General features: G+C 67.5%; 24 protein-coding genes. 1 reads left to right on the forward strand and 23 read right to left on the reverse strand.

All coding sequences use genetic code 11. From position 1 onward, the window contains the following. Positions 1-4 precede the first annotated feature (4 nt). Positions 5-436 carry a helix-turn-helix domain-containing protein gene (locus tag AC5JBD_RS03920; protein ID WP_495721185.1) on the forward strand — a complete coding sequence of 144 codons (432 nt, stop codon included), beginning with the start codon at positions 5-7 and terminating at the stop codon, positions 434-436. A 250-nt stretch (positions 437-686) separates the two neighbouring features. Here AC5JBD_RS03920 and AC5JBD_RS03925 read toward each other — a convergent pair whose 3' ends face one another. The 23 genes from AC5JBD_RS03925 to AC5JBD_RS04035 form a co-directional block, all read right to left on the reverse strand. Further along, the gene (locus AC5JBD_RS03925) at positions 687-1085 is read right to left on the reverse strand and encodes a hypothetical protein (RefSeq protein ID WP_495720447.1); all 399 of its coding nucleotides are present in this window, start codon (positions 1083-1085) and stop codon (positions 687-689) included. After that, positions 1070-1291 carry a hypothetical protein gene (locus tag AC5JBD_RS03930; RefSeq protein WP_495720448.1) on the reverse strand — a complete coding sequence of 74 codons (222 nt, stop codon included), beginning with the start codon at positions 1289-1291 and terminating at the stop codon, positions 1070-1072. Before AC5JBD_RS03930 ends, AC5JBD_RS03925 begins: the two co-directional genes overlap by 16 nt. Next, on the reverse strand, positions 1288-2166 hold the full coding sequence (locus AC5JBD_RS03935; RefSeq protein WP_495720449.1) for an N-acetylmuramidase family protein: 879 nt from the start codon (positions 2164-2166) through the stop codon (positions 1288-1290). The genes AC5JBD_RS03930 and AC5JBD_RS03935 overlap by 4 nt, the downstream gene beginning before the upstream one ends. Next, positions 2163-2747 carry a hypothetical protein gene (locus AC5JBD_RS03940; protein WP_495720450.1) on the reverse strand — a complete coding sequence of 195 codons (585 nt, stop codon included), beginning with the start codon at positions 2745-2747 and terminating at the stop codon, positions 2163-2165. The genes AC5JBD_RS03935 and AC5JBD_RS03940 overlap by 4 nt, the downstream gene beginning before the upstream one ends. A 37-nt stretch (positions 2748-2784) precedes the next feature. Continuing rightward, a complete protein-coding gene (locus tag AC5JBD_RS03945) occupies positions 2785-3573 on the reverse strand; it encodes a hypothetical protein (protein ID WP_495720451.1) in 789 nt (262 codons plus the stop codon). Continuing rightward, complete coding sequence (locus AC5JBD_RS03950; RefSeq protein ID WP_495720452.1) at positions 3570-3968, reverse strand: hypothetical protein; 399 nt, start codon at positions 3966-3968, stop codon at positions 3570-3572. Before AC5JBD_RS03950 ends, AC5JBD_RS03945 begins: the two co-directional genes overlap by 4 nt. Further along, on the reverse strand, positions 3965-4489 hold the full coding sequence (locus AC5JBD_RS03955) for a hypothetical protein (protein ID WP_495720453.1): 525 nt from the start codon (positions 4487-4489) through the stop codon (positions 3965-3967). The genes AC5JBD_RS03950 and AC5JBD_RS03955 overlap by 4 nt, the downstream gene beginning before the upstream one ends. After that, a complete protein-coding gene (locus AC5JBD_RS03960) occupies positions 4489-6657 on the reverse strand; it encodes a hypothetical protein (RefSeq protein WP_495720454.1) in 2169 nt (722 codons plus the stop codon). Before AC5JBD_RS03960 ends, AC5JBD_RS03955 begins: the two co-directional genes overlap by 1 nt. Positions 6658-6662: 5 nt before the next feature. Then, positions 6663-9875 carry a phage tail family protein gene (locus tag AC5JBD_RS03965; protein ID WP_495720455.1) on the reverse strand — a complete coding sequence of 1071 codons (3213 nt, stop codon included), beginning with the start codon at positions 9873-9875 and terminating at the stop codon, positions 6663-6665. Then, positions 9872-10246, reverse strand: coding sequence for a DUF1799 domain-containing protein (locus tag AC5JBD_RS03970; RefSeq protein WP_495720456.1), 375 nt, complete (start codon positions 10244-10246; stop codon positions 9872-9874). Before AC5JBD_RS03970 ends, AC5JBD_RS03965 begins: the two co-directional genes overlap by 4 nt. Next, positions 10207-10650 carry a hypothetical protein gene (locus AC5JBD_RS03975; RefSeq protein WP_495720457.1) on the reverse strand — a complete coding sequence of 148 codons (444 nt, stop codon included), beginning with the start codon at positions 10648-10650 and terminating at the stop codon, positions 10207-10209. Before AC5JBD_RS03975 ends, AC5JBD_RS03970 begins: the two co-directional genes overlap by 40 nt. Before the next feature lie 4 nt (positions 10651-10654). Continuing rightward, the gene (locus AC5JBD_RS03980; protein ID WP_495720458.1) at positions 10655-11593 is read right to left on the reverse strand and encodes a phage tail tube protein; all 939 of its coding nucleotides are present in this window, start codon (positions 11591-11593) and stop codon (positions 10655-10657) included. Continuing rightward, a complete protein-coding gene (locus AC5JBD_RS03985; RefSeq protein ID WP_495720459.1) occupies positions 11593-11784 on the reverse strand; it encodes a hypothetical protein in 192 nt (63 codons plus the stop codon). The genes AC5JBD_RS03980 and AC5JBD_RS03985 overlap by 1 nt, the downstream gene beginning before the upstream one ends. Further along, positions 11781-12197: a phage tail terminator protein gene (locus AC5JBD_RS03990; protein ID WP_495720460.1), complete on the reverse strand. Its 417-nt coding sequence runs from the start codon at positions 12195-12197 to the stop codon at positions 11781-11783. The genes AC5JBD_RS03985 and AC5JBD_RS03990 overlap by 4 nt, the downstream gene beginning before the upstream one ends. Continuing rightward, a complete protein-coding gene (locus tag AC5JBD_RS03995; protein WP_495720461.1) occupies positions 12194-12700 on the reverse strand; it encodes a phage virion morphogenesis protein in 507 nt (168 codons plus the stop codon). Before AC5JBD_RS03995 ends, AC5JBD_RS03990 begins: the two co-directional genes overlap by 4 nt. Continuing rightward, positions 12700-13422, reverse strand: coding sequence for a phage protein Gp36 family protein (locus AC5JBD_RS04000; protein WP_495720462.1), 723 nt, complete (start codon positions 13420-13422; stop codon positions 12700-12702). Before AC5JBD_RS04000 ends, AC5JBD_RS03995 begins: the two co-directional genes overlap by 1 nt. Before the next feature lie 7 nt (positions 13423-13429). Beyond that, entirely contained in the window at positions 13430-13600 is a 171-nt protein-coding gene (locus AC5JBD_RS04005) for a hypothetical protein (protein WP_495720463.1), read from the reverse strand. Continuing rightward, positions 13597-15375 carry a hypothetical protein gene (locus tag AC5JBD_RS04010; protein WP_495720464.1) on the reverse strand — a complete coding sequence of 593 codons (1779 nt, stop codon included), beginning with the start codon at positions 15373-15375 and terminating at the stop codon, positions 13597-13599. The genes AC5JBD_RS04005 and AC5JBD_RS04010 overlap by 4 nt, the downstream gene beginning before the upstream one ends. Positions 15376-15379: 4 nt before the next feature. Next, complete coding sequence (locus tag AC5JBD_RS04015) at positions 15380-15709, reverse strand: hypothetical protein (RefSeq protein ID WP_495720465.1); 330 nt, start codon at positions 15707-15709, stop codon at positions 15380-15382. Between the two features lie 270 nt (positions 15710-15979). Continuing rightward, a complete protein-coding gene (locus AC5JBD_RS04020; protein ID WP_495720466.1) occupies positions 15980-16309 on the reverse strand; it encodes a hypothetical protein in 330 nt (109 codons plus the stop codon). A 3-nt stretch (positions 16310-16312) separates the two neighbouring features. Continuing rightward, entirely contained in the window at positions 16313-16684 is a 372-nt protein-coding gene (locus AC5JBD_RS04025; protein WP_495720467.1) for a hypothetical protein, read from the reverse strand. Positions 16685-16766: 82 nt separating this feature from the next. Continuing rightward, the gene (locus AC5JBD_RS04030) at positions 16767-17696 is read right to left on the reverse strand and encodes a major capsid protein (protein WP_495720468.1); all 930 of its coding nucleotides are present in this window, start codon (positions 17694-17696) and stop codon (positions 16767-16769) included. A gap of 109 nt (positions 17697-17805) precedes the next feature. Next, positions 17806-18153, reverse strand: coding sequence for a DUF2190 family protein (locus tag AC5JBD_RS04035; RefSeq protein WP_495720469.1), 348 nt, complete (start codon positions 18151-18153; stop codon positions 17806-17808). Positions 18154-18236 lie beyond the last annotated feature (83 nt).

An 18236-nucleotide genomic window follows, 5' to 3' on the forward strand; every position in this document is an offset into this window, starting at 1 on the left:
GCCGATGACCCGAGGGCGTCCTAGAACGCTCGAAGACCCTTCCCGCCCGGCCCCTGAGGAGGTCCGCAATCTGCGCACGTCGGCGGGGCTCTCGCAAGAAGAGGCGGCAGCTCGGGCGGGCACGTCATACCGAACCTGGAGACGCTGGGAGGAAGGTGCTTCCGCTCCTCGGCCAATCGCGTGGCGCGAGATCAAGAAGCTCGTAGCCGGATCGGCGCCCAGGCCACTCGCGAGCCCTTCCCCAAGTGACCTCAAGAACGCCCGATTCGTTCTTGATCTCACCCAACATGGCGCCGCCGTAATCGCTCGAGTTTCGGAGGCGATGTGGCAGAAGTGGGAGTGCGACCAGGCCAAAATGCCAGCCGCCGCATGGGAGGACTGGCGCCGCGACGCGCGAGCAATCTTCCCTCGCTCCGAGCTTTGGAAGCGCCCCTGAAGGCCTCCTGAAACGGCCCTTCAAAGGCTGCTAATCTACATTGTCAAAGAGCGGACCGGATCACTCCGGCTTGCAGACACCGAACCAGACACAGAACCAGCGGATGCGGCGATTGGCCTCGGCGAGCGCCGAGTCGTAGCCGCCGATCACGCCTGCCGTCTCCTCATCGGAGTTGCAGAGCTGAGCCTGGTCGAACTGGCAGGGCGTAGTCGCCTCAGGAATAGTGGGCGCGGCTACCTCTTCGAAGCGATCAGCGGCCGGCCTTGTGCTGGCGCTTGCCGGCGGCGGACTGTCGGCCCCGCAGCTCGCCGAGAGCAGCGTTAGAGGCAGGGCCGCTAGAACGGCGAGCCTCAACAGGGTGGGTCTGGATTGCATTCTGCACCTCCGTTTCAAGTTGGGCGGCCTGCTCCTCGTCGTGCTGCTCGCCGCGGTCCTCGTCCGCATTGGCGGCGCGCTCTCGCTTCAGGGTGGCCTTGGTCGCCTTGGCCTCCTGTTTGGCGTCGTGGCTGCTGACGAGGTTGTGATCGTAGATGGCCTTGGCGCCGAAGAATGCCGCGACGGCCAGGGCGAGCAAGACGGCATAGAGCACCGGCTTCGCAAAGCGCTGCGACACGCCGGATTTGAGAACGAGGCCTAGAAGTAGTCCCACCGCTTCCTCCTGTTGACCGTGGAGAGGGCGAGGTCGCCCCAGAAGACCCAAAGCAGGCAGCCGATCGCGACGGCCATAACGACCGGCCAGGCGCACCAGAGAAGGCAGCACAGCTTGTAGTGAGCGCAGGGCTGGATGAGGTCGCTGAGGCTCAGACCCGCGACGCCGACGCCGGCGATCGCCACCCACATGATGAACGCGATCACGCTACGCTCCACTTCTTGTGAGCGGCCGCGATCTTCAGGTGATAGCCGTGGGCGGCGTAGCCGCTGCCGTTATAGCCGGCTGCAAACTCGTCGCAGTCGTCCGCATCGTTCGAGATCCGGCGCAGTTCGTCGACCAGGCCGGCCTTTTTGACGAAGGAGACGAACGCCTCGAGCTGGCGCCGCTCGCTCTCCATCATCGCGTCCCAGAAGGCGCGGACGCTGGTGAAGCCGGCGAGCTCGTAATTCTCGCCGAGGATCTGGTAGCGGCCGACCGAGGCGGACTTGAGCGCCGCCTCCTCGTCGAGCTGCATCGCTGCGTGGATGCGCTCATATTCACGCTGGCCGCCCAAGTAGAGCGACCGGTTCCACTTGGGCGAGGACAGCCGCGGGTGGCTGGCGTTGAAGCGGCCGCCGGTATGGCGCGCGAACTTATGAGCCTCGAAGAGGGTCTTCGGCAGGTTCTCGCCGTCGATGAAGCCGCCCTCGCCATCCAAGGCAAGGATGGCTGCACGGGCCAGCTCGAAGCCGCCACCGTTGCTCTCGACGGTGTCGACGCTGCGAACCTGGGCATAGGTGCCGCCGAGTTCGGCGGCCGCCCAGTTGAAGTCGTCGACGGTGAGGCCGAGCTGGACGATCGGCGGCGGCGGCAGCATCGACCGTGCGATCGCGCGCTGCAGGATCTCGAAGTTCTCGGTCGAGAGGCGGCCGCCAAGCATCGCCCGAACGGCCCCGTAGATCGCTCCGTCGTTCGGCAGCGCGCCGATCGGCGCCGGCTCGGGCGCCGTGTCTGCCGGTAGCCTTGCAAGAGCGTCGAGACCGGAAAGAGCCCTGGTCAGATGGTCGCGAATGACAGGGACGAATCTCTGCAGCGTCACGGCTGCGGCTCCCAAGGGTCGCGTGACGAAGGCCGGTCCGCTTCGGGCTGCCAAGCACTGTCAGAGGGGACAACGCTCGCGGCAACATGCGTCGCCGGCTTGGGCGCAGCAGCCGGGGTCGCAGGAACCGCCGGCGCGGCGGGTCCGGCGGTCAGGTCTGAGACTGCCGATCCTGCGGGGCCTTCAGCCTTCGCCACGCTACGGAAGCTGAGGCCGGCCTTCACCGCCGCCACGAGCTGCCCCGCCCTGATGATTTGCTCAAATGAGGGAGCGACCAGGTAGAGGAGCCGGTCGATAAGCCCGTAGAGCAGGATCAGCCGTGCCAGCTCATGAAGGAATTTGATGGCGATGACGCTGCCGGACAGGGCCGCTTCCGCAAGCACCCAGAGGATGTAGGCGAGGGCAGCAGTCCGCGCGACCTCGCCGGCGAGAACAAGGATGCGGCGCCAGGTCCAGTTGCTCTCGGGCAGCGGATCCTGCGGATCGGCAGCCGGTGGAGGCCCGGCGCTCACGCCCTGTCTGTCGGCACTCCCGTCCATCAGCTTGATCGCCTCCACCGACCGTGAAGGCGGTTGTCCCACGCGCGCGAGACGACGCTTCGCTTACGCCTGCGGAAGGTCAGACCCATTGCGTCACCGACAGCGCCCAGCGGTGCTTGCCAGGGTCACCTCGCTCGTAGGCCTCGAAGCGGTCGAAGGTGCAGTAGTGGAGGCGCTCGTTCAGTCCCGTCGTTGCGTCGGGATCCTCCACGACCACGATCGGCTTCCGCTCGCCGACCCTGAGACCGAGGTCGTAGATCGCCTCGATCTCCGCATCTGAGAGATCTCCCCAGGTCCAGCGAAAGCCCGCCTTGGTCGTGCCGTGCCCGGTCCCGAAGCCCCCGTCCTGCCTGCTCTCTTTCGAGCCGGTGTCGATGATCGAACGTCCGCCGCCCTTCTCGCGGTTGTAGGTGGTCTGAAGCGCCTTGCCGATCGCGACGACGCCGATCGTCATCTCGTTATTCGTATTCGAATTGACCCTCACGCTGACGCGGCGGACGTTTTGCAGCGCAGGGAACTTAACGAAGGCGTGACGACGCTTCGGCGCCGCCGACGAGCTCGGCGAGTAGAGCGGCCGAATTCCGGAGAGCTCACGCTCCTCCGGAGAGTTCGTGCCTCCCATGACATAGAAGAATGCATCGGCCGCCGCGCCTCGGGTGAAGCCAATGAAGACGCAGTCGACGTCGCGGAGGCTTCCAAAATCGATGTCGATATGGCGCCAGCTGCCGCCGCCATTGTCGGTGTAGACCTCCTTAGGTTCTGGCGAGAGGAGGTTCTGCGCGCCCGAGCCGATGCCGGGGCCGCCGGGAATGGTGCTGGTGCTGAGCGCCACCGGCGTCATCGGTTCGAACAGGATCATCCGGCTCATGCGAGCTTCCTCAAGACGACAAGGGTGGTCTGCTCGATGTCGTCATGCTCCTGGTAGGCGATGACGAAGGCGGTCTTCCCGACCTCGTAGCCGAGCTGCCGGACGGCACTTGCGGCCTCGCCATCGGGCGGATTTGCCTTCAGCGTGATCGCCTGGCCGAGCAGATCCCGGCGAAGGCCGGAAACGATTGCGACGTCCTCCACCAGCGGGCCGCCCAGGAAAGCGACCTGGCGCACGGCTTCGGCGTCGGCGCCGGCGGCCAGCGCCAATGGGCTGCGGATCTCGGTGGTGCGAGCGATCGCACCGAAGGCTGCCACAACGCCCGCATTGTCGGCCGACGTCCAGAGGGCTCCCTCCTTCAGCCAGCGGGCGAGCTCGAGATCGACGAAGCTCATGGTAGCTGGGCCTCCCAGTCGACGGCCGCGGCGGCCTCTTTGGCCTCACGGGTCGAGGCGGCCGTCACGGCGCGCTTGGCACCGATGCGCAGACCTTCGATGGCGCTGCCGATCCCGGCCCAGGCGTCCGCCGCGGCGACGATCTCAGCAGCGGCCGCGCCTGGCTCCACCCCGGTCGCCGCAGCCTCCGCGGCGATGAAGGGATAGTCGGCGATCTCCGGCGCCTCGGCCGCCAGCCAGGCGCGCGCCTCGCGCTCCTTTCGATCGTAGGTCAGCTGCTGCCCGGCCACGTCGGTGATGAAGCGGCACCGCACCTCCCCGGCAGCTCGGTCGATGCGGGCATGCAGCGCGCTGTCGATCGCCACGGTGTCGAGCACGATCTCGCCGTCGACGACGCGCTCGAACTCATCTGGCGCGCGGGCGATCGGCGTCGCCTCCCATTGGTCCAGGTCGATGCCGCCGAGCCCGGCGACGATCTGCTCCTCGGCCGTGTCGACGTGGCGGATGAAGTGCCAGTCCATCACGCCCCCTGGATCCCGAACGTGCCGGTGAAATAGAGGGTCGTGCCGACGCTGTTGTTCCGCAGGCAAAGCCGGAAGTGGTAGGTTGTGGCTCCGGACGTATCGAGGCCGGTCTTCTGCGCCTCGATGTTGAGCACGCCGTCCTGCTGGACAGGAAGCCCCTCCGCGTCGTCGTAGCTAGTCCAGGGCTGCTGAGAGAGCGTCTCCGCCTCCACGTCCGACCAGCTGGAGCCATCGGTCGAGAACTGCACCTTGCCCCAGCCGTGCCGGTTGGCGTTGACGCTGGCGCCGAAGGTTAGCGAGGCGGTGATGTTGACGACGCCACCGGAGCCCGACTTGCAGGTGATCGGCCCCGCCGACGCGGTGCCGGGATAGCTGGTGACCCCGTTGACGTGATTGACGGATGCGGAGTTGCCGGTGCCGGTGCCGCCGGTGCCGCCGCCGGCGCCGCTGGACCCGGGCGGCGGATCCTTTTCCTTCCTGAAGAGCACTTCCAGCGTGCGCACCGTCCCCGCATAGGTCGCCTTGAAGGTGCTCCGGCTCTCGTCGGTTTCAAACGAGAAAAGTGGCTCGTTCAACACTCCGTTAACAACGAAGGCGTTCGCATTGTAGAAGGTCGGGCCGGCGTCCGCGTTGTTTCGCTTTCCGCTCGTAATCTGCGTCGACCAGGATACGCCGGCAGTCACCACGACGCCGTTGCGAACCAGCTTGAAAGGGAACGTGGCGTTGAGCTCTCCCGCCTTGGGAGTGCCGAGATGGTCGCATTTGACCGTGATCGTCTTGGGGCCATCAATCTGGCTGGTCACGTCGGCGCCGTTCTCGACGCCGATATGTGTGCCTTGGGTAACGTCGTTGGCCACCCGCTCCCAGCTGTCGCCGTCCCACGCCTTCAGCACGCGCGGATTGTCGGAGGGCCTGATCCAGGTGTCGCCGATGCGGTCTGCGGTCGGCACGTCATCCTGGAAGAAGGTGGCGCTCTTCGCATCCAGCTCGCCCTGCAGGCCATCGACGTCCTCGATCAGCAGAACGGCGGCGATCTCGCCGTCGCTATGGATGCGGTGCGCCCGTTGGTAGCCGAGGCGCCTGGTCTCCACGGGGGGAAAGCTGCGCCGGCGCGACACCGAGCGCGCGATCACCGTCTCCACCGGCGCGCCGAACGTCCATTCGCGCAGGCGGATCGACCCCGTGGCCTCCAGGACCCAGAGCAGCGAGACGCCGCCTAAAAGCCGATCGAGAGCCTCCGCGGCAGTCTCGTTCTCGTCGCCGATGTGGAGCCCCGCGGCGCCGGCCCGCAGCGCTGCCATCGTGCCGGCGTTCGCAAAGCCCGGCCCGCCCGCGACGGTGCTAATCCTCGCCGCGATCTCCGGCGCCGTCTCGACATAGCCGGTGCCGATCTCGCCACGGACGTCGGCCGTGAGCGGACCCGCCGGCTGCGTCCACCACTTGGCGCAGGCGATCGACGGGGCGACAACCCCGGAGCCCTGCGCCGGCGCCGACGCCTTGAGAGCGGTGAGCGTCGCGGCGACCGAGCCCTGCCAGGCAAGCACGGCCGGCGCCGGTGCCGCGGCACGGCCCTTGTCGCGAAGCACGTCCCATTGCTGCCAGGGAAAGGCCGGATCGCCGAACTCGAATACATTGTTTGCCTTGTCGAGGATCCTGCCCTCGATGTTGAAGACTCGGCCCCAGCTGCGCCGCTTCACGCGCCCCTTTGCCTCGCCGCCGCCCTCGGCGCCGCCGGTACCGGCGAAGCGGGCGGTGACGACCGGCTTGTCGAGCGCCTTGGAGAGGTCGGCGAGCTCGATCACCAGGGCGCCGTCGACGACGGCGACCGAGGCGACGGTCCCGGTGAGCTCCACCGCGACCGCACCGCCCTCGAGGCCGGTTTCCACCGTGATCGGCGCATCCATCCAGTAGAGCGCGGCGAGCTCATCGGCGAGGCTCGGCTGCCCTGGCTTGAAGATGATGTTCCCGGTCTGCGGCACGGTGCCGCCGGTCCAGCCATTCTCGTCAAAGCCGAGCTGCGCCCGATAGCGCGGCAAAGTGACGATGCCGGCCCGATAGTGGTTGCCGCCCCGGTAATAGGGAGCGACGTCGCCGCCTCCTGCCAGGCGCACCGTCGTGGCGGCTCCGGTCGCCGCGACTCGCGGCGTGGCGGTTACCCAGGCCACCCGGCTCAAAATTGCACCTGGCGGGCTGTGTTGAGGGCGAACCGGGCGACGGCGCCGTTGCCGCCGCCGACGCCGATCGCGGCGAGGCTGCGTAGGATCGCATTGGTTTCAGCCAAGAGGTCGTTGGTCTCGTTGGCGAGATTGTTAGCGGTGTCGAGCTTCTGGTTCGTACCGATCGCCGCGTCCTGCGCCGCCTTCACCCGCTCATTCTCGATGCGGATGATCTCCTCGGCCGCGCTTCGCGCTGCCGACCGGTCCGCCGCGAACTCACCGCCGGCGGTGCCAAAAGCGTCGCGGCTGAGGTCGATCAAGCGGCGATTGAGGTCGGCGAGCTTGTCCGCTGCCCCGTCGACGCCGGCGGCCGCGTCCGCCCTCACCTTGGAAATCTCGACCAGCAGCTTATCACGCTGCTCGACGAGCGAACCCTCGAAGAGGTCGCCAAAGTCGAGATCTTCGAGCAGGTCGCGAAGCGAGCCGATCCGGCTGCCGAGGATGTCCTCGAACATCTTCGACCGCTCTTTGGCGTTGAGCTCCTCGAGCTTCACCAGGTCGAAGCCATATTGGCGCGCGATCCGGACGCGCTCGGCCGCTTGGCGCTCGAAGTCTCGGAATTCCTTCTGAAGCGTGCCACCGAGACCCTGCAGCAGTGTCTCGACCTCGTCGACCTTCAGCGCCTCGCGGAGCGCTTTGTCGATATCGCTGCTCGAGCGAAGCGCCTGCTGGACCGCAGCCGACAGCCCGGTGACGCCGCCGTCGCGGATCGCGTCGGCGATCGCGGCGGAGATGAGCGCCGCCTCGTCCTTACCGAAATCGATCGCGCCCTTCTTGGTCTTGGTGACGCCGCGACCGGTGGGATCGAGGCGGAGATTGCCGTCGCGCACGCCGACCGAGAGGTTGAAGTCGCCGACACCGCCGCCCAGCTGCTCCGCTATCTGGCCGAGGGCACCCTGCACGTTCTTGGCCAGCCCTGAGGCGGCCGACTTAAACTGGCTGTTGTTTCCGCGGCTCGAAATGCCGCTGTCGATGCCGGTGATGGTGGCACTGCCCCGCTGGGCACCCTTGATCAGCCCGCCGACGGCACTGCCAAGGATACCGCCGACGATCGAGCCGATCGGCCCGGCAGCCGAACCCAGCGCCTGGCCGAACACGGCCGTCATGGCCGGCGCTAGTGCTTTGCCGGCAATGTTGCCGATCGCGCCGCCGATCGCCGCGCCCGTGTCGCTTTGACGGCCGCCGAAGACGGAGCCGGCAACGCCTCCCGCGATCTGCCCCACCAGGGCTCCTTGCAGGCCGTCGCCGACTACCTTGCCGATCGCTTTGGAGGCGCGTTCGCCGAGGATGCCGCCGGCGAGCTTCTCGACGACGTAGCCGAAGAAGCCGGCTGGGTCGCGGGGCACCCTCGATCCAGTGACGACGATCTCGCCATCTGTGGAGCCGGCAGCATCCTGCTGGGCGGTAGAGGCAACCCCGGTCGCGGCGCTCTCTGCAGCATCGCCGAGCTTCGCGATCGACGCGGCCGCCTTGTCGACGGCTTCAGCCATGCGATCGGCCGCGTCAGTGGCGACGCTGGCGCCGGTGATTTGATCCTCGATCTTACGAAACGTGTCGCCAAACAGGCTCTCGACCAGGACCTCGGCGGTGAGCCGCTTGAACGAGGCGAGCAGCTGCCCCGGCAGATCCTCCAACCCGCGAACGCCGTCGGCGATCGTGTCGGTGATGATTGCCCTCACGTCGCCAAGAGCGCGGAGGTATGTCTCCTGCTTCTGCCGGATGATGTCGAGCTGGCGCTCCTCTGCGCGGAGAGCCTCTACGGTGGCAAGCACCGCCTCCTTCCGCGCCGGGGTTAGCGCCCCCATCTTCTCCTCGAGTGCGACGATGACCTGCATCGCCGCCGCCTCAGCCTCACGGCCACTCTTCAACAATCGGATATTATCGATCGCCTGTAGCTGCTGCTCGACGTAGTCTTGGTAGGGCCGATTTACGCCTTCCTGGATCGCCGTGCGCGCCTTGCCAGCGTCATCCAGCAGCTGCTGGAGGTTAGGCGGCTTCTTTCGATTTATGTCGTCGACGATGTCGTCGAGCTGCCGCATCGCCGCGGCCGCCTGCTCGATGAGCTTCGGCTGACCGGCGAAGCGGCCGGTAATGCCGGCGATGCGGCTGGCAGCGTCCTCGCCGAACTCCTCGAGCCGTTCGGCCGCTGCGGTGCCGTCGCGGGGCTTGCGCTGTCTGCCCTTCGGCGGATCGCGGCGGAGGGCCTCCGCTAGCCGGCCCTGGTCCAGCGACTGATCGATCAGCCGCGCCGTCTCCTCCTTGTAGGCTGCCGAGACGGTGTCGATGAGCGCCTGCTGAAACTCCTTTCGGCTCACCTCGAGCCCGTCGAAGTTCATACCCTCGGAGCGCTTCAGCCCTTCCTCGATGCTGATCCGCTTCTCGAGGACGTCACGGTAGAGGCGATCCTGCGCACCGCCGCGGGCGCCCATCACATCGCCGGTGTAGCGATTGAAAATTCCCGCGACCTGCCCCAGCGCGTTGACGTCGCCGGCATTGGCAAACGTGTCGCGGGCCGACGCCCGCTGGCTCTGGGCTTCCGCCCTTAGGTTGATCGCCATCAGCCGTGCATTCAGCACGAGCAACTGGTTCTGCTTCTCGATCTTCCCCGATACCAGGTCGAAGATCCCGCCGAGTGCGCTCTGCGCGTCGGACAGCCCGTCCGCGCCCGCCTCGGCAAGCTTCGATGCTTCCTCGTTTTGGAGCAGCGACATGGTCAGCATGCCGACGATAGTCACGGCCGCCGTGGCGGCGGCGCCGAATGGTCCAGCCAGCACTGCGCCGACCGCGCCAGCTCTTCCCCCCATCAGTGCGAGCGCTCCGGCTGCCTGGTTCGCTTGCTGACCGAACGCGAGGAAGAATGGTGTGCCGAGCGCGAGCTGCTGGGTGAAGTCGCCGAACTGCATGCCCAGCTGCTGCATGCCGGCCTGCTGTTGCCGCAGTGAAGAGGTGCCGACCTGCACCGCCTGCGCCGCGGCGCGCGCCTGCGTCGCCGTCCGCGCCTGGGCATTGCCGAGCGCCGTCGTCGCGGTCTCTAGCTGCTTGGCCGCGCCAGCAGCGCCGGTCTGCGCCACCTTCAGCTGGTCGACCTGGTCCTTGCTGAGTTTGAGCTGGCCGACCAAGCCGGAGCCGTCGGCGTTGAGCCGGACGGAAAGGACTAGATCCGTCATGCCCGCTCCGCCAGCACCTCGAGCGCGGCGGACTCCATGATCCTGAGCCTCGGCAGCAGCTGCGGCGTCACGTCGATCTCCAGCATCTGCGCGGTCGGACCGATCGCCGCATAATCAATCCCGAGCCGCACCCCGGTCATCGGATGGCGCCGCCACTGCGTGTCCAGGGCGAAGAAGAGGCCGACGACGGCAGCGTCTTCGCCCGGAAGCTCAATCTCCTCGTCGCTACTCGGCAGCCGGTGCCGAGGAAGCGGCGCCGAGGCCGTCAGCGCGTCGCCGGCCGGGACGTCCGGTCCGCCACGCCCGCCGGCCCAGCGGCGCGCGGCGGCCTTCAGTTTCCCGCCCGGATGTCCTTCTCGCCGAGCCGGCACTGCCCGTAGGCCGCCACCGTCGCCTTGAAGGCGCCCGGCATGTTCATCAGCTGGCGGATGTGCTCGAGATCGAATTTGAGCGGGTCGCCATTCTCCGCCTCGACCTTGCGCCAGTCGATCGACAGGCGCTGGACGAACTCGGCATAGAGGGTGGACAGGATCGTCCGCTTGCGCTCGGCACGCTCATCGTCGCTGAGACTGGCATCCGCCCGCTCCAGCTCCTCGAACCTTGCCTGGGCGCGTTCCGGCAATCGCCCCGCCTCGGCGATGATCTCGGCATGCTCGTCCTCGCTGTGGAGGAGGAAGCGCATATCAAAGCCGTTCTCGACGACCTCGCCATCTTCGGTGACGCCCTTGAAGGTGACCGGCCACCAGGCCCGCGGCTGCGCGACAATCTTGACCATCGCCCTACTTCGCGCGGATCAGCAGGTCGTCGGACCCACTGTTGATGTTGAGGCCGAAGCCGATGTCGACGAACAGCTCGTCATTCTCCTCGGCGCGGTCGATGTTGGTGATCTGGAGATAGTCGCTCTCGAGCTCGAGGATGTTGCCGGCCTCGGTGCCGTGGACCAGGCTGAGCGGAACCTCGTCGCCGATGTCGAGCGCCGTGTAGAAGTTCTTGGAGCCAAGGGCGGGCGCCTTGCCGCGGATCCGCCCGGTAAGGGCGTGGTTGCCGCGGCTGACGTAATTTTCGCCGACCAGGGCGGTGTAGGCGAGGTTGGCGCCGTCCTCGAGCGTGAAGCTCTGCAGCGCCAGGGCAAACCCGTCGAGCAGGAACTCGGTGTTTGCGGTGCTGACTTCGACCGGCTCCAGCCAGCGCGCGTAATCGGCCGCGGCGCCCGGCGCCGTGGCGTCCACGACGGGCGACGCCGGCAGCAGACCGATGCCGTTGAAGGTCATGAACGGATAGCGGCTGACGGTGAAGTTGAGGCCGAAGCTGCCGCGAACGCCGAAGGCCCGCGCCCGCTCCACCCCGGTCCAGTGATAGGCGCTGAGCGAAGAGAGAGCAGCGCCGACCGCGGCGAACTTCTGCTCGGCATGGGTGTCGGCGAGAAGCGTCGGCGCGGCCATGCCGCAGGCCTGGAGGATCTCCATGAAGGGCGCGGCGGTGCCGGCGTCACCAGAGCCGGCGAGGTCGAGCTCGAAGCCGAACGTGGCGCGACGGCCGGTGTTGGCGCTCCTGGTGCGGCCGCGGCTCGGCAAGTCGAGCTCGCGGGCGAGGGTGTCGACCTCGATCGGCTTGGCCGTGAAGCCGCGCGTCACTACGGCGTTCGCTGCCGGCGTCGGCACGGCGTCGGTGCCGTAGACGGCTTCCTTCTTGAGGAGGATTGTCTTCGGAACGGCCATTATTCAGTTCCCTCTTTCGCGGCAGTCTTGGCAGCGGGCGGCGGCGGGGCGAGGGCCGGATCCGGCTTGCCGGCCAGCGCTCGGATGCGGGCCGGCCCGGAAAGCGGCAGGCCGTGCTTGTCCAGCTCGCGGCCGGCGCCGTCGCGCTTGCGCGGCTGGGTCGGCTCGTCCTGTGTGACCGTCTTCGTCATTCTGCTGCCTTTCGGATGCGCCGGGCTGTCCTAAACCGGACGCCCCAGCTGACTGTGCTTCCGCCAACGGAAAGGAGGCGCGCGCCGGCAAAGTCGCACGCGCGCGAGGCTTCGGCCGGCGTCCAGCCTGCCAGCGCATCGATCAGCAGCTGCTCCTGGTCGGCGATGCCTTCGGAGACGGAATCCTCCCGCCTGGCTGCGCCGTCGATCATTGCCACCACCATGAAGGTGGAGGTCACCAGCTGCGCATGGATCCCGGTGCTGTCGTTCGGTGAGGCGTCGCTTCCTTCAGGCACGACGAAATATTGAGGCAGGCTCCCCGGCTGCTTCTCCAGGCCGGCGAGTTCTAGCGCGCCATAAACCCGCCTCAGCCCCGCGCCCTTCAGGCGCTCGACGATCGGTGAGAGCTTCATGCGCCGCGGCCTCCCAGTGCGTCACCGAGATGCTCGCGAAGGATCTCGACGATCGTGCGGCGGTTCACCTCGTCGAAGCCGAGATACTCGCGCGCCGGGATCGTCACACTGGCAACGATGCGGCCGCCGAAGCTCAGCGCCTTCTTCACCTTCGGCCGGATCGTGCCGCCGAGCTGGTGTATCGCGGCATAAATGGCGGCACCGCCGGACGCCTCGGGACCGGCGGCCGCATAGTCGCGATCCCAGTCCGGGCGGATCGAGTTCTTGAGGTCGCCGGAGAGCTGCAGCGTCTTCTCGCCGGGATTATCAAGCACCCGCTTCGAAGGCTTCCAAGGCTTCCCGTCGGGCCCTCGCTCATCCTCGAAGCGCTTGCTCGTCGTCAGAGCGAGGTGGTTGGCGATGTCCTGCATCGCCGGCGTCAGGTCGGCGCCGGCAGCGATCGTGCGGCCAAGCGCGGCCGAGATGTTCTCCTCGAGCTCGAGCGAGATGACCAGGCCAGCCATTAGTAGCTGTCCAGCTCGCCGGCGCCGTAGCGCCGCTGCCCCGGGTTGAGCAGGATCGGCGTGGTCGACGGCGCCGGCGCGGCCGGGCTGAGCGTCGGCAGTGTCAGCCTTCCGTCGGCCAGGCGTTCCAGGATCCTGAGGCCCGCCTTGCCCTGCTCCGCCACGCCCTCCGGCGCCCCTCGCGGGTAAAGCCTGGCGCGGACCATGTCGGCGATCGCCGTCTTCACCACCTCCGGCACCTCGGCCAGCGGCACCGCGAAGCGACCCGCGAGATAGGCATCGGCGACCGACTGGACGGCGGCGAGCGCGCTCACCAGGAACTGGCGATCGATCCGGCCGGAGCCGTCCTGGTCCGTCATCCGGACTGCCTCCTCAAGGCCAAAGCGGTCGACGAACTCGCCGATCGAGAGGTAAGCGGCGCCGCCGTCCGGCATCGCCCACTCGCGGTCGAGGACGGCGACTTCCATCTCACCCTCGCGCTCCTCGCCGGCCGCCGTGGTGACCCGTGCGGTGACGAGGTAGCGCTCGCCGTCCGTGCCGCCCTCGATCGTCACGAACAGCATGCCCGCGGTGAGCGTGCCGGCGACCACCAGGGCGGCGCTGCCGGCGACGAGCTCGCGCGCTGCGGACGACACCTCGATGATCGCGGCGATCGCGCCGCCGCCGACGAACGGGAGCTCGCGCTTCAATGCCTCTGAAGGCTGCTTGATCAGGACTTGCATGTCGGTTTCATCCCAGGAGCGAGGAGGCGATGGCGAAGGTCCAGGCGAGCACGGCCGAGGCGGTGAGGCCGGCCGAGACACCCTCGCCGAAGTAGAGGCCGCGGGCGGTCCCGGGCATGAAGTCGGTCTGCCAGCTGATCGCAGCCAGTGAGGTGAGAAGGGCGGCCAGCTGGATCATGCGACCTCAAACATCCGCGCCCGATCGGTCGCGAACCAGGGATCGTTGAGATCGGCCAGGTTGGCGCCGGCCTGGACGTTGGCTGCAGGTCCCTGCATCCAAAGGAAGGGCGCCACACCGTTGATGACGCCGCCATATTCATGGAAGCGCGGCATTCCGGTCACGCTGTCGCGGACTCCGTCGATCACGATATCGCTCGAGATGTCGAGATCGCCTTCGGCCAGCCACATGGCAACGAAGTCCTTGGAGTAGCCGGTGCCGGAATAATCCTCGGTGTTCTGGGCGGCTTGGGCCTGCAGCAGGGTATGAAGCGTCGTCGCCCCTGTCGGACAGATCATCAACGCTTCATCGTCGGCGGCGAGCAGCGCCGCGTTGCTCTGCAGCGCGAGCTTATCGACGCGCGATTGCTGGACCTTGCTCCCGGCGGTCGTCCGCGCCTTGAACGCCATGCAGCGGACGTTGGCGTTGCTGGTGAGGATCTGCTGGTTGCCGTCCAGGTTAACGATGTTCGTCGTGTTGCCGGCGTTGCGGATGAGGAACTCGGAGACGTTGGTAGTCTTCAGGTTGAGCCGCAGCCCCGCCGTGTTGCCGAGATTGACCATGCCCTTGGTGACGGCGCCGTCCTGGGTCAGCTTCCGCATGAAGATGAACCCGGTGAACACCCTGGAGGCGTTGGTGACCAGCGCCAGCGGCCCTTCCTTCACCAGGTAATCGGCGGCGCCACACCTCACCTTTCGCGGCGTCGGATTGGCAGTGTCGATCGGATAGCCGCGTATCCTGGAGACGGCATAGAGGCCGCCCTTCTCGACGCGGATCGGCAGATCGTAATAGCCGTAGATCAGCGGATTGACGGAGGCGCGCCGCACCTTGAGCGCGCCGCCTTCGATCGCGACGCTGAAATCCGGATCCGCCGGGACCAGGCTGACCGTGCAGTCCGCCAGGCCGCCGGCGCTCGAGGGATGGTGCGGAACGTCCAGCACCAAGGCGCCATTGGTGATACGAGCTCCGGCGCCGGTATTTTGTGCGAGCTTCTGGTCGCAGACGAGGGGCAGGATGCCCTGCAGCGCGGCCGCGAAGCGCCGGCGCACCTTGCCGAGTTCGATGTTCCCGAGATTGTTGCAGTGGGCCGCGTCGATCTGCAGCGATGCCGGAACCTCGTCAATCACCTGGTTGGCGATGTCGGTGGGATCGAGTGTCGCATAGAAGCGGAACGTCAGCCCCATATCCCAGACCTTGCCCGGGTAGAGGCCGGCCAGCTTCCGGTTCGTCGCTTTGATCCTGGTGTTGTCGAACGAGCCCGAATGAGCGTTTTCGTCATTGTGCTTGTTGCAGAACAGCACGTTGGCATGGCCGAGATAGCCGAGAATGACGGCCGCATTGGCAGCGATCGTGTTCTCGGGATTGATAACGCCGGCCTCGTAATGGCCGGCGAGCTGCAGCACGGTCGGCGCAGCCTTCACCCTGGCGCTGGCGGCGTTGACGATCGCCGCGACGCCGGTCGAGTTCTGGCCGCCGGATCCGCCATTGTAGATGATGACCCCGCCGACGCCGGGAGGGGCGCCGCTGGTGGCGGGCCAATAAGTTCCGCCCGTGGTCAGGCTGTTCGCCAGGTGCTTCGATGGCGCATCGGTTCCCGAAGCTCCGGCCTCGGTGCTCGATCCGAAGTGGCCCATGTCGGTTGTGACCGCGAAGATGCCGAGCTCGACCGCGGCCGGCAGCGCATCTGCTGTTCGCCGTCTGACGGCGAAGCTTACGGAAAAGCCGAAGGCCCGCACCGGATCAGGCGGAAACCGCCGCGATCACCGCGATCTTCTCGCCAGCGGCGATGCCGATGACGTGCTCGCCCTTGTCGAAGAACTCCGACTTATTGTCGGAGCCGTCTGCGACCGCGACCGTGTTGTCCGTTCCCTCCGGCGGCGCGTAGACCAGGATCCTGCAGCTCGCCGACAGGGTGAGGCGCGCGTAGCGGGACTTCAGCGGCGCAGCATTCGATCGGGCGGCCGCGCCGATCGCGACCGACTGGACCCCCAGCGGCGGACGCTTGAACACATCGACAGGGCCGTCGGCATCGCCGTAGCGCTCATCGAAGAAGGAGATCTCGGCTGCCATGCTAGTTCCTCGATCGGCGGTGACGCCGGCGGGTGCGCCGGCTGATGTGGAGGCGGTTCGCCCGGAGCTGGCGACGATCGGGTGGGTTCTTTGAGCGGCGGTACCGCGGAGCCGCCTGAGCAAGCGACAACCTGCGCCGACCAATACGCTGCGGTCGCACGTCCAGAGCCCCGCCCATGGCCGGCAGCCCAGGCATCGCAGCGAGCACCGCAGCGGGCGCCACGAACAGCACCGATGCTGCCAGCATCAATCCGCGGTTGAAGAAGCCCCTCATATCGAGTTGTCCTCCAGCACGGCCGGCGCGGGCGGCGCGGCGGCGGCCTCGGCGGCCTCGATGTAGCTGGCGAGATCCTGCTGGCCGATCTGGTAGGAGGAACAGATCGCCGCCACCGCCGGCTTGTGTGCCTCGGGCAGCTTAGCGAAGAGCGCTGCGGCCTTCGCCGGCTCCTCGTCCTGCAGCTGCTCGAGGAAGCCGATGCGGCAGATGCCGATGGCCTGGGCGAAGTCGATCGCCGGCGCCATCGCTGGCGTCTCAATCGGCGTGGCAGCCGGCCCGATCGCCAGCAGCGCGACGGTTGCGGCAAGCTTTCCCCCCAGCATAGGTCAGCCCTCCGCCTTCTCGGCCGCGGCCTTCTCGATCGCGCCGATCAGCTTCTCCGGGGTCTTGAGCAGCGCCCAACCCTTGATCTTCGCAGCCTTGGCCGTGGCCTGCAGCTCCTCGAGCGACTGCTCGGCGAGCGGCTTCGGCTCGCTGGCCGACGGCGGCGGCGGTGGAGGAGGCGGCGGCGGTGGAGGAGGCGGCGGCGGTGGAGGCGGCGGCGGAGCTGGGCGCCGGGCGGGAGCCTCAGCCTTGGCGAGCGCGTCGATCGCCACCAGGGCGTCACCCTCGGCCTTGCTCAGCTCGATCGTTTCGCCGGGCGCGACCAGCTCGTCGCCGCCCTGGTCGAGCGGCGTGATGACCTTGTAAAATGGCATGGCAGGATCTCCGGAGAGAGGCTGGAGAACTACCGGGCGGAGCGGGATGATGCTCCGCCCGGCTCCCAGGCGGCGATGGGACTTAGACTGCGGCCTGGAACAGGAAGCCAGCGTCGGCGCCGACGATCTCCGGCGACCATTCGTCGAAGACGTCGTTGAGCCAGCTGCGCACGCCCTTCTCGTAATAGGCGGGCTCGACGAACGGGTGGCCCAGCAGGCGATAGGTGTAGCCGAAGGCCGGAACGCGCATGCCCTCGGTTCCCTTGCCGGGAACGAAGGCAAGGATCGCGTCGTCCCCCCAAACGTCGAAGGAGACGTTCTGGTCGTCGTCATAGATCATGTCGCCGACCAGGACGCGGGCGACATTGAAATACTGGGCCAGCATCTCGTCGGAGATCGTGTCCGACTTGGTGTGCTTGAAGCGGTCGACGATCGTGGGGTGGAGGCGCAGCGCGGCCGCTACGGTCGCGCCCAGCGCCAGCGTGTTCGGCCGGCGGCCGGTCCGCTTGCGAATGACCTCCTTGGCGTCCTCGACGGCCTTGCCGGGATTGGAGGCCGGGTCCGACCACTTGGCCGCGCCGGCCAGCGCCACCTTATTGGTGTTGGCATAGGTGGCGGCGTTGCGGGCGGCCGTGGCCTGGCTGATCTCGCGGTCGAGGCCGATCACGTTCAGCACCGTGTTGACGCCCTCGGTAAGGAGGTCAATGCCGGGGACCTCGGCGGCCTCCTGCATGTGCTCGACCGGCGTGGTGGCGCCGAGCGCGCGCTGGATGAGCGCCACCGGCTTGCCGTCATAGCCGACACTGATGCGCGCGATCGCAGTGCCGGGCGCACGGATGATCTTGGGCCGCTTGAAGGCGGTGCGATCGAACTCGATCCGCTTCGCCTGCCGGGTCGGCATGTTGACGATCGGCAGCAGCAGATCGCCGATATAGCCATCCTGCGTGTAGCCGCGGGCGTGGTTGGTGAGGATCGGGTCGACGACCCGCGCCTGGGAGGTGCTCATGTTCATGGTCGTCTTTGCCCTTCGCTCTTGAACGGTTCCGGAAGAGGTCGGTGTCGGCCGCTTCCGGAACCGGCGGGAGACGAGCTCCCGCCAGCATGGCCAAGGTGAGCCGGCGCTAAGGCGTCAGCAGCACCTCGATGATCTGTCCGTCGCCTGCGGCCGCCTGGAGCGCGTAGCCGGCGATCTCGCCGACGCCGCCCTGGGCGATCGCCTTGCCGTTAGCGTCGGTCTTGACCGGGGTGAGACCCTTGGCGCCCAGCGCGATCGCGGCGCCGGCCTCGATCTTGGTGGTGCCAAGCACATCGACGGGGAAGGCCTCCCCGATCGCGGCGGCGTTGACGGAGACGCCCATCGGCTTGGCGCCGGCGACGTCACACTGGGTGCCGTCGAAGTCCACGAAGCGGGCCGTCGCGACGGCCGCCGCTGCGACGCGGGTTAGGGTGAGGATGGTGATCTTCTGCATCGTTGGTCCTTCCAGCTCGGGCCATTCAGTTCACGAAGCGGTCAGCTCGCGGCCGCTTTGGGAACCGGCGGGGCATGAAGCCC

It is taken from the genome of Allosphingosinicella sp. (genome assembly GCF_059502505.1).

What these genes read in the sequence shown, in the direction of transcription:
- AC5JBD_RS03945 (WP_495720451.1), bottom strand. Translation starts at nt 3,573, where the DNA reads ATGAGCCGGATGATCCTGTTCGAACCGATGACGCCGGTGGCGCTCAGC.
- AC5JBD_RS03975 (WP_495720457.1), bottom strand. Translation starts at nt 10,650, where the DNA reads ATGGTCAAGATTGTCGCGCAGCCGCGGGCCTGGTGGCCGGTCACCTTC.
- AC5JBD_RS04035 (WP_495720469.1), bottom strand. Translation starts at nt 18,153, where the DNA reads ATGCAGAAGATCACCATCCTCACCCTAACCCGCGTCGCAGCGGCGGCC.
- AC5JBD_RS04020 (WP_495720466.1), bottom strand. Translation starts at nt 16,309, where the DNA reads ATGCTGGGGGGAAAGCTTGCCGCAACCGTCGCGCTGCTGGCGATCGGG.
- AC5JBD_RS03985 (WP_495720459.1), bottom strand. Translation starts at nt 11,784, where the DNA reads ATGACGAAGACGGTCACACAGGACGAGCCGACCCAGCCGCGCAAGCGC.
- AC5JBD_RS03980 (WP_495720458.1), bottom strand. Translation starts at nt 11,593, where the DNA reads ATGGCCGTTCCGAAGACAATCCTCCTCAAGAAGGAAGCCGTCTACGGC.
- AC5JBD_RS04005 (WP_495720463.1), bottom strand. Translation starts at nt 13,600, where the DNA reads ATGATCCAGCTGGCCGCCCTTCTCACCTCACTGGCTGCGATCAGCTGG.
- AC5JBD_RS03920 (WP_495721185.1), top strand. Translation starts at nt 5, where the DNA reads ATGACCCGAGGGCGTCCTAGAACGCTCGAAGACCCTTCCCGCCCGGCC.
- AC5JBD_RS03965 (WP_495720455.1), bottom strand. Translation starts at nt 9,875, where the DNA reads ATGACGGATCTAGTCCTTTCCGTCCGGCTCAACGCCGACGGCTCCGGC.
- AC5JBD_RS03990 (WP_495720460.1), bottom strand. Translation starts at nt 12,197, where the DNA reads ATGAAGCTCTCACCGATCGTCGAGCGCCTGAAGGGCGCGGGGCTGAGG.
- AC5JBD_RS03955 (WP_495720453.1), bottom strand. Translation starts at nt 4,489, where the DNA reads ATGGACTGGCACTTCATCCGCCACGTCGACACGGCCGAGGAGCAGATC.
- AC5JBD_RS04030 (WP_495720468.1), bottom strand. Translation starts at nt 17,696, where the DNA reads ATGAACATGAGCACCTCCCAGGCGCGGGTCGTCGACCCGATCCTCACC.
- AC5JBD_RS04015 (WP_495720465.1), bottom strand. Translation starts at nt 15,709, where the DNA reads ATGGCAGCCGAGATCTCCTTCTTCGATGAGCGCTACGGCGATGCCGAC.
- AC5JBD_RS04025 (WP_495720467.1), bottom strand. Translation starts at nt 16,684, where the DNA reads ATGCCATTTTACAAGGTCATCACGCCGCTCGACCAGGGCGGCGACGAG.
- AC5JBD_RS04000 (WP_495720462.1), bottom strand. Translation starts at nt 13,422, where the DNA reads ATGCAAGTCCTGATCAAGCAGCCTTCAGAGGCATTGAAGCGCGAGCTC.
- AC5JBD_RS03995 (WP_495720461.1), bottom strand. Translation starts at nt 12,700, where the DNA reads ATGGCTGGCCTGGTCATCTCGCTCGAGCTCGAGGAGAACATCTCGGCC.
- AC5JBD_RS03950 (WP_495720452.1), bottom strand. Translation starts at nt 3,968, where the DNA reads ATGAGCTTCGTCGATCTCGAGCTCGCCCGCTGGCTGAAGGAGGGAGCC.